The organism is Halorubellus salinus, assembly GCF_020567525.1.
Lineage (GTDB): Archaea > Halobacteriota > Halobacteria > Halobacteriales > Natrialbaceae > Halorubellus > Halorubellus salinus.
In genome coordinates, this window is sequence record NZ_JAJCVI010000001.1 from 528,847 (window position 1) to 541,652 (window position 12,806).

General features: G+C 68.0%; 11 protein-coding genes and 1 tRNA gene. 7 read left to right on the forward strand and 5 right to left on the reverse strand.

Annotated elements, in window-relative coordinates:
* Positions 1 to 8: 8 nt before the first annotated feature.
* Positions 9 to 782, reverse strand: coding sequence for a creatininase family protein (locus LI336_RS02655; RefSeq protein ID WP_227131069.1), 774 nt, complete (start codon positions 780 to 782; stop codon positions 9 to 11).
* A 27-nt stretch (positions 783 to 809) separates the two neighbouring features.
* Here LI336_RS02655 and LI336_RS02660 point away from each other — a divergent pair, with 27 nt between their 5' ends.
* The 6 genes from LI336_RS02660 (at position 810) to LI336_RS02685 (ending at position 8,321) form a co-directional block, all read left to right on the forward strand.
* Entirely contained in the window at positions 810 to 977 is a 168-nt protein-coding gene (locus LI336_RS02660) for a hypothetical protein (RefSeq protein WP_227131070.1), read from the forward strand.
* 143 nt (positions 978 to 1,120) lie between these two features.
* Positions 1,121 to 1,594, forward strand: coding sequence for a hypothetical protein (locus LI336_RS02665; RefSeq protein ID WP_227131071.1), 474 nt, complete (start codon positions 1,121 to 1,123; stop codon positions 1,592 to 1,594).
* A gap of 102 nt (positions 1,595 to 1,696) precedes the next feature.
* Positions 1,697 to 3,355 carry a long-chain fatty acid--CoA ligase gene (locus LI336_RS02670; RefSeq protein ID WP_227131072.1) on the forward strand — a complete coding sequence of 553 codons (1,659 nt, stop codon included), beginning with the start codon at positions 1,697 to 1,699 and terminating at the stop codon, positions 3,353 to 3,355.
* Positions 3,356 to 3,426: 71 nt separating this feature from the next.
* Complete coding sequence (locus tag LI336_RS02675; protein WP_227131073.1) at positions 3,427 to 4,926, forward strand: hypothetical protein; 1,500 nt, start codon at positions 3,427 to 3,429, stop codon at positions 4,924 to 4,926.
* A 128-nt stretch (positions 4,927 to 5,054) separates the two neighbouring features.
* The gene (locus LI336_RS02680; protein WP_227131075.1) at positions 5,055 to 6,209 is read left to right on the forward strand and encodes an acyl-CoA dehydrogenase family protein; all 1,155 of its coding nucleotides are present in this window, start codon (positions 5,055 to 5,057) and stop codon (positions 6,207 to 6,209) included.
* A gap of 132 nt (positions 6,210 to 6,341) precedes the next feature.
* Positions 6,342 to 8,321 carry a hybrid sensor histidine kinase/response regulator gene (locus tag LI336_RS02685; protein WP_227131076.1) on the forward strand — a complete coding sequence of 660 codons (1,980 nt, stop codon included), beginning with the start codon at positions 6,342 to 6,344 and terminating at the stop codon, positions 8,319 to 8,321.
* Positions 8,322 to 8,347: 26 nt separating this feature from the next.
* Here LI336_RS02685 and LI336_RS02690 read toward each other — a convergent pair whose 3' ends face one another.
* The 4 genes from LI336_RS02690 to LI336_RS02705 form a co-directional block, all read right to left on the reverse strand.
* A complete protein-coding gene (locus LI336_RS02690) occupies positions 8,348 to 8,956 on the reverse strand; it encodes a response regulator transcription factor (protein ID WP_227131077.1) in 609 nt (202 codons plus the stop codon).
* A 395-nt stretch (positions 8,957 to 9,351) separates the two neighbouring features.
* Positions 9,352 to 9,425 (reverse strand) — tRNA-Thr (locus LI336_RS02695).
* 7 nt (positions 9,426 to 9,432) lie between these two features.
* The gene (locus LI336_RS02700) at positions 9,433 to 9,954 is read right to left on the reverse strand and encodes a GNAT family N-acetyltransferase (protein ID WP_227131079.1); all 522 of its coding nucleotides are present in this window, start codon (positions 9,952 to 9,954) and stop codon (positions 9,433 to 9,435) included.
* A gap of 1 nt (position 9,955) precedes the next feature.
* Complete coding sequence (locus LI336_RS02705; protein WP_227131080.1) at positions 9,956 to 11,176, reverse strand: phosphoglycerate kinase; 1,221 nt, start codon at positions 11,174 to 11,176, stop codon at positions 9,956 to 9,958.
* 435 nt (positions 11,177 to 11,611) lie between these two features.
* Here LI336_RS02705 and LI336_RS02710 point away from each other — a divergent pair, with 435 nt between their 5' ends.
* A complete protein-coding gene (locus LI336_RS02710) occupies positions 11,612 to 12,730 on the forward strand; it encodes a branched-chain amino acid ABC transporter permease (RefSeq protein WP_227131082.1) in 1,119 nt (372 codons plus the stop codon).
* The last annotated feature ends 76 nt before the right edge of the window (positions 12,731 to 12,806 follow it).

Below are 12,806 nucleotides of genomic sequence, written 5' to 3' on the forward strand. Positions count from 1 at the left end.
TCGGGGAGTCAGTCGACGTGGGGTTTCGCCATGAGGTCGTCGAACGCGCGGTCGTCGAGCCAGTCGCAGAGGGCGACGAGTTCCTCGGTCGCGGCCTCGAACAGTTCCTCGCCCTTCTCGGCGGTGGCGTCGGTCTGGTCGCCGAACACGCCGTTCGGGGAGTTGTCGATGGCGTCGTAGTAGTTCCGCGCCCCGTGCACCGTCGGGTCGCCGTCTTCGAGGTGGACGCGGCCGCCGTCGCGTGCGTCCTCGAGGCGGTCGGTGTGGACGTTCTCCGGGTCGAGGTGCATGAGCATCGCCGTCTCCTTCGGGCCGCCATGTGGGCCGTTGTGCTCGAAGAGGTCGTCGACGAGGTCCGGGATGGACTCGTCCCACATCCACTCGACGGCGTACGCGTCGCGGTCCTCGCGGAGCCTGCGGCCGACCTCGCGGAGGTGCTGCATGTTCCCGCCGTGGGCGTTCACGTACACGACGCGGTCGATGCCGTGCTTCGTGAGGTTCCGCGTGAGGCTCTCCACGTAGTCGCGGAACGCGGGCGGGTCGACGCTCATCGTCCCGTGGAACTGCATGTGGTGCGTGCTGACGCCGACCTTGACGGGGGCGGTGCAGAGGTAGTCGCCGCGGTCGGCGGCCTCGCGAGCGAGGTTCTCGGCGATGACGTGGTCGGTCGACTCGGGGAGGTGCGGGCCGTGCTGTTCCGTGGAGCCGACGGGGACGAGCGCGAGCGACTCCCGCTGGAAGTACTCGCCGAGGTCGGGCCACGCGTGGTCGGGCAGGTACATGGTCGACGTGGCGGCGGCGACGCGGAAATGGGTTACTGCCGCGGCACGCTCGACTGCGACCCGTTCGCGCGCCGGGGCAGGGCACTTGCCGCGGCGCCAGGGTCCGCGGCTATGATCGAGGACGTCCGCGAGCGGTGGGAGGCGACCGCCGAGCACTTCCAGGCGGAGGCCGACGTGGACGTCGCTCTGAACTGAGGGTGGGATGGCGTCGACCTCTCGACGGAATCGCTCGCGTTCGCCCGCGACCTCGCCGCCGAACGCGGCGTCGCGGACCGCCGAGGTATGGATCGTGGCCGGGCGTACCCAAAGCTTACCCCGGCGAGGTGACGAGGGCGACCGTGAACCGGAACCGAGTCCTCGCGGCGGTCCTCATCGCCCTCCTCGTCGCTGCCGGGGGCTTCGCTGTCCTCGGTGGTGAACCGGCGAAGACGGTCTCCATCACGAACGAGCGAGAGGGAACCGCCGTGGTCGAACTCTACCAGGTCGGTCCCGACGCGACCGTCGAGGTCGAACGCGCCGACGGGACGACGACGTCGACCCAGCCCGAGGACGTCGGCTCGCTCGCGAACGTAACCACGGTCCGCGTGCCAGCGAACACGTCCCGCGAGGCCGTCCCCGTATTCCCGAACGGGACCGCGAGCGCGGACGCGAGCCAGACGGGATCGCGGTTCGTCTACGTCGTCCACGACGGCGACCCGGACGGCCGCACCTACCTCGCGGTCGGGCTCGTCGACTGCGGCGACGCCACGCCGTCCGCGAACGTCACGATAACCGACGACGACGCCACGCTGGACCCGGACCCCTGCGAGTAGCGCGACGCGCCGAGCGCGTCGGGTGGCGACGGTTCGGTCGAGTCCCGGCAACCGAGATGGTTGTGGGCAAAGCACAAGCCACTGCCGGGTCGAGTGCATGCCATGCCAGGAGGTTCATCACAGACCCTTCGACCGTTCCTGTGGCGCGCCGAACGACTCTTCGCCGACCGAGAGATCGTCTCTCGGACGCTCGAAGGACAGAAACGCTACGGGTACGCCGAGTACGCCGACCGCGTCGCACAGCTCGCGCACGCGCTCGACGACGCCGGCATCGAGCACGGCGACCGCGTCGCGACGTTCTGCTGGAACGACCACTGGCACTTCGAGACGTACTTCGGCGTGCCGAGCATGGGCGCGCAACTGCACACCATCAATCCGCTGCTGCCCGACCACCACATCCAGTACATCGTCGAGAACGCCGACGACCAGATACTGTTCGTCAGCCCGTCGCTCGTCGAGAAGCTGGAGGGGGCGGCGGACGACGACGCGTTCGACGGCGTGAAGCAGTTCGTCGTCACGAGCAGCGAGGTCCCGGACACGTCGCTTTCGCCGGTGACGAGCTACGAGGACTTCCTCGAGGGCCACGATACCGAGTACGACTGGCCGGACCTCCCGGGCGACCAGCCCGCGGGGATGTGTTACACGAGCGGGACGACTGGGAAGCCCAAGGGCGTGGAGTACACCCAGGAGATGCTGTGGGGGCACACGATGGCGACGCTCCCGCAGTCCGGGCTCGACCTGGGCGCGGACGACGTCGTCATGCCCCTCGTGCCGATGTTCCACGTGAACGCGTGGGGGCTGCCGTTCACGTGCACCGCAGCGGGCGCGAAGCACGTCTATCCCGGCCCGAGTCCGGAGCCGGCGGACGTCGCTCGCCTCATCGAGGAGGAGGGCGTGACGGTCACCGCGGGCGTGCCGACGGTCTGGCTCGGCGTCCTCGAGTACGCGAAGGACAACGAGGTGGACCTGTCGTCGCTCGACCGCATCGTCATCGGCGGCAGCGCCGCGCCCGAGTCCCTCATCGAGACGTACGACAAGCAGTTCGACGTCACCGTCCTGCACGCGTGGGGGATGACGGAGATGAGTCCGCTCGGCACCGCCAGCCACCTCAAGCCCGGGATGGACGAGTTGAGCGACGACGAGCGGTACGCGAAGCGCGCGAAGCAGGGCCTCATCGTCCCCGGTCTCGAGATGAAGATCATCGGCGACGGCGGCGAGGAGCTCCCCTGGAACGGCGAGGACTTCGGCGAGCTCTGGGTGAAGGGCCCGTGGGTGACCCAGGAGTACTTCGAGCGCCCGGACGCGAACGAGGAGGACTTCGAGGACGGCTGGCTGAAGACCGGTGACGTCGTCACGGTCGACGAGGACGGGTACGTGAAGATCGTGGACCGCGCGAAGGACGTCATCAAGTCCGGCGGCGAGTGGATCTCGAGCGTGGAGTTGGAGAACGCGCTGATGGCGGTCGACGGCGTCGCGGAAGCGACCGTCATCGGCGTGCCTCACGAGCGCTGGCAGGAGCGACCGGTCGCGTTCGTCGTGCCGTCGGAGGGCGCGGACGCGGACGCGCTGAAGGAGGAGGTGCTCGCGACGATCGAGTCGGAGTACCCGAAGTGGTGGGTGCCCGACGACGTCCTCTTCATCGAGGAGGTCCCGAAGACGGCGACCGGGAAGTTCGACAAGAAGGTGCTCCGCGAGGAGTACGCCGACGAGAGCCTCGTCGAGGGGAAGGTCCCGGACGAGGCCGCACCCGAAGACGACTGAAGTGGGTCGGTTGACGACTCGATAGCGTGCGACCCGCGGTTCTTTTTTCGTTCGCCCGTGAACGTGGAGCTATGCGCCGCCGTGCCCTCCTCGCAGCCCTCACCGCTTCGGCGTCCGCGACCGCGGGGTGCTCGATGTTCGACGACAGCGAGCGCCCGCGTGAGACGTTCGCCGTGTCCGAGACCACGACCGAGCCGACGACGACGATGGCGTTCGAGCGGCCGTCCGGCGAGGTCCGCCGCGGGGTCGCCGTCCCGGGCCCGCAGTCCCTCCACGTCGCCGCCACCGTCCCGACGGCGGTCCCGGACGACGTGGCGGTCACGCTCGGCTTCACGAGCGAGCCGACGACCGACGAGCCCGCGACGCTGTACGTCCGCGTGCAGGTCCTGGAGAGCGCCGACTCGCCAGTCGAGCTCCCGGCTGGTGCGACACCACCGCTGAGTGCGTACCGTGGCGTCCACGAGGCCGACGACGGGTCGTCGCGCCCGATGTTCCTCGTCCCGCGTCGCGCAGGCGTCGCGTTCGACGCGCTCGTCCGCCGCGACCAGGGATGCTGGCGGCCGAAGCTCCCGGTCGGGCCCGAGGACGGGACCACCGGGACGCGAACGATGTCGCCGGGGGAGTCGTTCGCTCGCGAGTACTACCTCGTCACGCCGTGGGCGACCGACCGCTGCCTCCAACCCGGCACGTACCTGTTCGAAGCGGACGCTGGCTGGCGGTTCTCGGTCTGCTCGTTCGTCCGCGAACCGCCCGGCGATTCCGCGTACGCCGACGTCGACGTCCCCTCGCTCCCGGGGTTCGCGGGCACGCGCTGGTACCACGACGCCGACGCGGACCGCTTCCTGCGGCCGCGGAGCGAGCAGTTCGGGCTGCCGTCGACGACCGCTCGCTTCACGCTCCGCAATCAGTCGTACCGTCGCATCGTCGTCGACGAGTCGGTGTGGGCGCTGTACAAGCTCGTGGACGACCGCTGGCACCCCATCGCGCCGCTCACCGGGCGTGCCGACGACCCAGCAGCGCGGTCCATCTACCCCGGAACGACGTCGACGCTCGCGCTCTCCCTGCACACGGACGCTGACGCGCCCAGCGACGACGACCGGCGCGCCGTCGGCGGACTCGGCCAGGGCCGGTACGCGGTCGCGTACCCCGGGACGCTCTCGGTCCCTGGACCCGGCAGCGGCTCGACCCGTCCCACGGCCGCGCTCGTCACGCTCGTCGGGAACCCGCCACGCGTCGACGGCACCGGCGCCGTCGACCACGCGACCGACCGCGACGGCGTCCGCCACCTCCACACCACGCCCGACGAGAGCGCCGTCGGTACCCTCCGCCTGGAACGACTCGCGGCGGACGACCACGCGGACGCAGTACCACTCATCACCGAGCAGGTCCTCCAGCGCGACGCCCTCCGGGACGCCATCGTCGCACTCCGCGACGCCCCGAGCGACGTCGACGCCGTCGTCTACCATACCGAGCCAGCCGACATCGGCCAGACCGTCGCGTGGATCGACCCGAACAGCAGCGGTCTCACGTTCACCTACGACGGCGACCCGTACGCGATGACCTACGGGTGAACGGCGCGCCCGGTCCGCGAACGTCGACGACCGGTATCGACGACGGCGACGGGTCGAGACCCCGGATCGCGCCGCGGACGGGCTCGCCCAGCCCGACCGTATTAGTATCCGAGGCCCGAAGCCGAGGTATGGAACTCCTAGACGACAGCGTCGTCCCCGAGGAAGCGCGCGACATCAAGCAGGAGGCCCGCGAGTTCGCAGCCGAGCACATCGCGCCGAACGCCGAGGAGTACTATCGAACGGGCGACTATCCCCACGAGATACTCGAGGCCGGCCAGGAAGCGAACCTGGTCGCCCAGGACATCCCCGAGGAGTACGGTGGACGCGGGCTCTCGCTCCACGAGTTGCTCGCGATGACAGAGGAGTTCTATCGTGCCGACGCCGGAATCGCACTCACGCTCCAGCTCGCGAGCTTCGGGTGCGAGATCCTCTACGACCACGGGAACGAGGAACAGAAGGAGGAGTACCTGCGACCGGTCGCCGAGGGCGACCAGATCTCGGGGCTCGCCGTCTCCGAGCCGGAAGTCGGGAGCGACCTCTCCAGCATCGCGACGTTCGCCGAGAAGGACGGCGACGAGTACGTGCTCAACGGCGAGAAGTACTGGGTCGGGAACGGCGTCGAAGCCGACTGGCTGACGGTGTACGCACGCACGGACGACTCCGACAACCGGTACGGGAACCACTCGCTTTTCATCGTCCCCACCGACATCGACGGGTACGAGGCCGAGCACATCCCCGAGAAGATGGGGTTCCGGGCGTCGAAGCAGGCGCACATAACGTTCGACGACGCACGCATCCCCGAGGAGAACGTCATCGGGTTCGAGGGGAACGGGTTCCTGATGCTCGCGGAGTTCTTCAACATGGGTCGGGTCGTCGTCGCCGGGCACGGCCTCGGGCTCGCCGCCGCCGCCATCGAGGAGGCGTGGGACTTCACGCACGAACGCGAACAGTTCGGCCGACCCGTCTCCGAGTTCCAGGCAGTCCAGCACGGGCTCGCTGACATGCTCATCGAGTTCGAGAGTGCGCGAGCGCTCACGTGGCGGGCCGCGGACAAGGTCGCGAACCACGAGGACTCGGGGTACTGGGCGGCGATGGCGAAGACGAAGGCGACCGAGACGGCGGTCGACTGCGCCGAACAGGGCATGCAGTTCCACGGCGGCCGGTCCGTCCTCACGGACCGCCGCATCTCTCGGGTGTACCGCGACGTCCGCATCCCCGTGATCTACGAGGGCGCGAGCGAGGTCCAGCGGAACCTCGTCTACGGGCAGCGACCCGGGACCTGACCGCGTAGGCACTCCGAAGTCGCCGTCGGCGATCCGGGCGCGACGGCAAGCATTATTACCCGGAATGGTCAAGGGTGGAGGTAGGTAGCGTGGGTCATCGTCGCACGACAGCCCCGGCAGGGAGTTGACCAGATGAGTTCGACGAACTCGGTCCTCGTCATCAGCAACGACGCGCAGCTCCGGGACCGGCTCGCCGCCCCACTCGAGTGGTCGTACCCGAACGTCGACGTCGAGACCGCCGCCGGCTTCGAGGGCATCATCGAACAGCTCGCCGCCGGCGACCCCGATTGCGTCGTCAGCGACCTCGCGACCGTCGAGGCCGCACCGGCGATACTGCAAGCGGCGCGGGAACGCCACCCCGAGCTGACGTTGCTCGTCGTCGTCGAGTACGCGACCGACCGCGGGGACGGCGCCGCCATCATGGAGGTCGTCGAGTACCTCGACGGCGTCGGCGACCCCGGGAGCGACGACGCGTTCGCGGGCTGGGTCGCGAACTCGGTGGTCCGGACGCCAGGCGGTGGCGACGCCGCACCACCCGGCGGGAACCGACCCGAGGACGTCGTCCGCGACGTCAAGCGCGCGCTCGTCGACGCGGAATCCCCGATGGACATCGAGTCCGCGGTCTGCGACCAGCTGACGCTCGGCGGCCGGTACGCGTTCTCGTTCATCGGCGAGTACGACCGCGGCGAAGGCCAGGTCGTCCCGTGGGTGTCCGCGGGCATCGACGACTGGCCGGTTAGTACGACGTTCCCCGTCGGCACCGGTGGCGTCGTCGACCGGGCACTCAGGACGCGCGAGGTCCAGGTCGTGCAGGACGTCGACGACCACGAGATAGCGGTGCCGTGGCGGCGAGCGGCGAGCGACCGCGGCTGTCGGAGCGCGCTCGTCGCACCGCTGTACGTCGAGGACGAACTCTACGGCATCCTCGGCGTGTACTCGAAGGACCCCGACGGGTTCAGCGACATGGAGGTGTCGGGCGTCGAGGAGATATCGCGAACGGTCTCGTACGCGCTGGATACGATGGCGATCCGTGGTCGTATCGACCAGCAGGAACGCGTCCTGAAGCGCTACGAGCGCCTCGTGGAGACCGTCGGCGACGGCATGTACGCGCTGGATTCCGACGGGCACTTCATGACGGTGAACAACGGCCTCATGGAGATGACGGGGTACTCCCGGGAGGGGTTGCTCGGCGAGCACATCTCCATCATCCTCGAGGACGACGCGGTCGACGCCGGCCGGCAGCTCGTCCGCGAGATGTACGAACGGAACCAGATGACGGCAGAGACCAAGGAGGTCCAGGTCCGCCCAAAGGCCGGCGACCCGTACCCTGGCGAGGTACAGATCGCGCTCCTGCCGTACGACGACGAGTTCCGTGGCACGGTCGGTGTCGTCCGCGACATCACAGAACGGAAACGACGCGAGGAGGAACTGGAGCGCCAGAACGAGCGCCTGGAGGCGTTCGCGAGCATCGTCAGTCACGACCTCCGGAACCCGCTCGGGGTCTCCCAGGGCTACCTCGACCTCGCGAGAGAGGAGAGCGACGAGTCCGTCGCGAACTACCTCGGGCACGTGAAGGACGGCCTCGAACGCATGGAGGACATCATCGGGGACGTGCTCGCGCTCGCTCGCCAGGGCCAGACGGTCACGGAGACCGAACCCGTCGAACTCGTCGGGTTGGCACGCGAGGCGTGGTCGAACGTCGAGACGGAGTCGGCGACCCTCGACGTGGCTGGCGACCTCCGGTTCGCCGCCGACCGGTCGCGGCTCCTGCGGTCGTTCGAGAACCTGTTCCGGAACGCCATCGAGCACGGCGGCCGTGACGTCGCGGTGACCGTCGGCCCGCTCGCGGACGACCACGCGAGCGAGTTCGAGTTCGCCGGCGACGACTCGCCGCCACGAACGGGGTTCTACGTCGCCGACGACGGCCCGGGGATGCCCGCGGAGATCCGCGAGCACGCGTTCGACTCGGAGTTCACGACGAGCGACGAAGGCCTCGGTATCGGCCTCTGGGTGGTGCGAGAGGTGGCGTCCGCGCACGGCTGGACGGTGGACGTCGTGGAGAAAGATGACGGTGGCGCTCGGTTCGAGTTCGAGGACGTCGACGGCGCCTGAGGGAGTCGAGTGGTCGGGGCTGCTGGTTACTGTTCGCCGGGGAGGTCCTGGAACGCGCCGACGAAGTCGTCGTGGTCTTCCATCCCGGAGACCGCGTCGTCGACGCGCCCGCGGAGTTCGTCGACGCGCGCCGTGAGCTCCTGGTACTCGTCGTTGTCCGCGAGTTCGCGCTCGGACTTCTCGGACTCCAGCAGGCTCTTCTTCGAGACGAGCGCGTAGTACTCCTGGATGTCGTTCTCGTACGACGAGCGCGATTGCACGCTCTCGACGACCTCCATGAGTTCGTCCTTGGAGACTGGTTTGACGAGGTAGTCGTCGAACCCCATCTCGATGATGTCGAAGTCGGGGTCGACCGCGGTCACCATCACGACGCGGCAGTCGTAGCCGCGGTCGCGGATCTCCTCGAGGACCTCGTCGCCGGAGAGTCCGGGCATCCGTCGGTCCAGCAGGACGACCTGGACGGACTCACTCATCAGTTCCAGTGCTGATTCGCCGTCGTAGGCGGCTTCCACCTCGTACTCTGTCGTCAGCCAGGCGGTGAAGAGATCGGCCAGCCGCGACTCGTCGTCGACGACGAGGACCTCCAGCCCCCCATCGGATGGACCACCTCCCTCTTGTCCGTCGTTTGCTGCCACGTTCGACCCATGGAGACAATGCTTCATAAATGCCGCGACCACTGTTCTAACTTCCGAGAGGTATGCGTGGGTTAGGAACCGCGGCGGTTCGACCGCAGTCTCGCAACATGCACCCTCAAGGCGGTCGGCACGCCACCCGACCCCACCCGTATCACCGCTTCGACCGGAACGGAAACCGACACGTCGCTCTCGACACCCCCGCCCACCACCAGACTATCGTGTGGATTGCGAACACACCACTCGCTCCATGCCGGCAACACACCACCCCCACGGCCCACCACCGACCACGGGATTCGAACCGACACCAGACGTGCTCTCACCGGGTTCGCTACGCGCGACCGATAGGATTCGAACTCCCCGGTGGCGGTCGCTCCTCACCTACGTTCTGAGCGACAAGCCAGGAGGGGGATTCGAACCCCCGAAGTCTCGATTACAAGTCGAGTGCATGAACCGCCCATGCTCTCCTGGCACGTGATTCACTCTCCGAGGTTGCCCTTTGTATCCGTTTCGACATCGAATCGCTTCTCGACGACGACGCGCTGTTCGGCGTACCCTTCGCGGTCGTAGAACTCGCGAGCGCGGTCGTTCCGCGCGAGCACCTCCAGGGAGACCACGTCGACGCCGCGAGCAGCGAGCGCGTCCTCCGCTGCCGACAACAGCGACGCGCCGACGCCGTCTCCGCGCGACTCCGGTCGCACGTACAGGTTCTCGACGCTGCCGCGCGACGCGTCCATGGCGTACCCGCCGTCGTCCACCGAGAACGTCACGAACCCGACGAACGCATCCTCGTCCGTCCTCTCGTCCGCAGTCGCCGCGTCCGACCGGCGAGCGACGAGACAGGAATCGTCGACGACGTGATGCGCCATCGACTCGCGTATCCGACCGCGGTTCGCTGCAGCCTCGAGGTGCGAGCCGTGCGCGCGCTGCTCCGCGGCGAGCGCCACCCACGCGTCAGCGAGTGCATCGACGTCGCGAGCGCGCGCCGGCTCGATACGCACGCTACGCCTCCGTCGCCGTCGGCGCGTTCCGCAACGCCTCGACCGCGGGGAGGTCGCCGTCCGTCAGCATCCGCAGGCACGCGCCCCCACCCGTCGACAGGTGGTCGAACCCCGTCAGGTCGAACTTCCGGATCGCCGCAGCGGTGTCACCGCCACCGACGATGCTGTACGACGCCTCGCTCGCCGCCGCGTACAGCTCGCGAGTGCCACGACCGAAGAGGTCGTTCTCGAACACGCCCGCAGGACCGTTCAGGATGACTGTCTCCGCGGATTCGAGGACGCTCCGGTAGAGCCGGATGGTCTCGCTCCCGACGTCCATCGCCGCCTCGCCGTCCGCACTCGGGAGCGCGTTCAGTCCGAGTTCGTGACGTTCGCCGTTCCGCTCGACGGCGACGTCCTGCGGGAACCGAACGCGGTCACCGTGCGCGTCCAGGAGGTCCGCCGCACGGTCGATCTGGTCCCAGTACCCCTGGTCGTAGATGAAGTCCGAGGACGCGTCACCGATGTCGACGCCGTCCGCGAGCAGGAACACGTTCCCGACGACGCCCGTCGTCAACACCTGGTCGGCCATCCCGGATTCGAGGACGTCCCACGCCACGTCCACCGAATCGGAGACCTTCGCGCCGCCGAGGAGGTACACGCGCGGGCGCGGCGTCTCGTCGACGTTCCCGAGCACCGATATCTCCTCCTCCATCACGCGACCCATGTAACTCGGGAGGTGCTGCTGGAAGCCGACGAGCGACGGCTGCGAGCGGTGTGCCGCGGCGAACGCGTCGTTCACGTAGTAGTCGAGGACTGGGACGAGTCCCTCGACGAGATGCGTCTCGCCGGCGTCGACGGGGTCGAACTCCATGTACTCCTCGCTGTAGAACCGCGTGTTCTCGAGGACGACCGCTTCGCCGTCGTCGAGCGCCTGGACGGTGTCCCTGGCCTGCTGGTTGTAGGTCGCGTCCAGGTAGGAGACGGGGGCGTCGAGGAGTTCGTCGAACCGCTCGGCGTGCGGACGCAGTTGCGAGAACTGGTCGCCACCGGGGCGGCCCTGGTGGGCGAGGACGGCGACGCGGGCGCCGCGGTCGGTCAACTCTGCGAGCGTATCGTGGTGGGCCTGGAGGCGCGCGTCGTCGGCGAGCGCGCCGTCCGCTGTGAGTGGACTGTTCACGTCCACGCGGACCGCGACGGCGGCACCGTCAAGGGTGGCGTCGTCCAGGGTCTCCAACGGCATGCTTGGGGTTCCGCGTGGCCCCGTGAAAGACCTTTCTTTGTTCGACAGGAGGGGTTCGTTGCCCCGGGACCGTGTGTGAGTTGAACGCTCGTGGGGTGTGACAGCATCCTGAATAGATTCGGCGGGTGCCATGACCTTCCAGGCGACGTGACCGGCGTAGGGGATGTAGTCCCGGCGTCTGCCGGCGGTACCGCCGAGGTCTCGACGGCGAGCAGACTAGTCTGTTTTGTTATAAACTCAAATTTATTCTTCTGTAGTTTCTGAACGCCGACGTTGTCTGGAATCGGGAGAAACCCGACGTAGTAACCGGGCGGCTGTGGACGAACGACTGCGTCGACCGAACGCTCCACGTCGGCCACTCCGTATCCAACGGAAGTGATAGGTCGGGCAAGACTTAACTATCTCCTTGTCGCGCTTTCCTTGTAAGCCACACACATGGGAGCATCAGAATCAGTAACGAGAGGTAGAGAGCTCATCGTCGAGAAGCCGATGACAGCCGCTCTCGTCTTCATCGGCGTCGTCCTCCTACTGGACATGCTACGCCAGCTCCTCACGGGAGAGCTGGCGATATCCGGCATGCTCGGACTCATCAAGGACGGCCTCATGCGCGGCCTCGTCATCGGTCTCGCGGGAATCGGGCTCTCGATGACGTACAGCATCCTGAACTTCGCGAACTTCGCCCACGGCGACTACATCACCGCCGGCGCGTTCTCGGGCTGGTCGGTCACGTACCTCATCGCCGGCGGCTTCGGCGCCGAGGCGAACATCGGGTCGCTCGCCCTCGTCGGCGCCGGCGGCTCCGTCTTCGGTGGCGCACTAGGCGTCAACATCGTGAACACGCCGCTCGCCGTGCTCGCCGGTCTCATCGTCGCCGGGAGCCTCACCATCGGGCTCGCGCTCTTCATCGACCGCTTCATGTTCAAACCGATCCGGGACGCCGGCGGCATCCCGCTGCTCATCACGAGCATCGGGGTGGCGTTCGCGCTCCGGTACCTCATCCTGTTCGTCTTCGACTCCAGTACGCGCGGCACGACCGACGCCGGGACCGTCCCAGACATCCGGCCGCTCGTCCTCGACGGGACCGTCCCGCTCACGCTCCACGACGGCTTCCTGGTCGTCGTCGCGGGCGGCCTCATGCTCGGCGTGCACTTCCTCCTGCAGCGCACGAAGCTCGGGAAGGCGATGCGCGCGATGAGTGACGACGAGTCGCTCGCACGCATCACGGGCATCCCGACCGAACGCGTCATCCGGTCGACGTGGATCATCGGCGGCGGCCTCACCGGCATCGCCGGCTACATGTTCGTCCTCTGGAAGGGGACGCTCTCCTGGAACGACGGCTGGCTGCTGCTCCTGCTCATCTTCGCAGCGGTCATCCTCGGCGGCATCGGGTCGGTGTACGGCGCCATCCTCGGCGGCCTCGTCATCGGCCTGACGGCGTCGACGGCGGTCATCTGGATACCGTCCGGGTTCGCTCGCGCCGCCGCGTTCGTCGTCATGATCCTCGTGCTGGTCGCGCGTCCACAGGGGCTGTTCTCTGGGAGGTCGACAGCATGAGCGAGACCGACAGCGGCGACGAACCGAAGGGGTACGGGCAGAGCGAGGAGGAGGACCAGTCGGTCCTGTTCGGGAT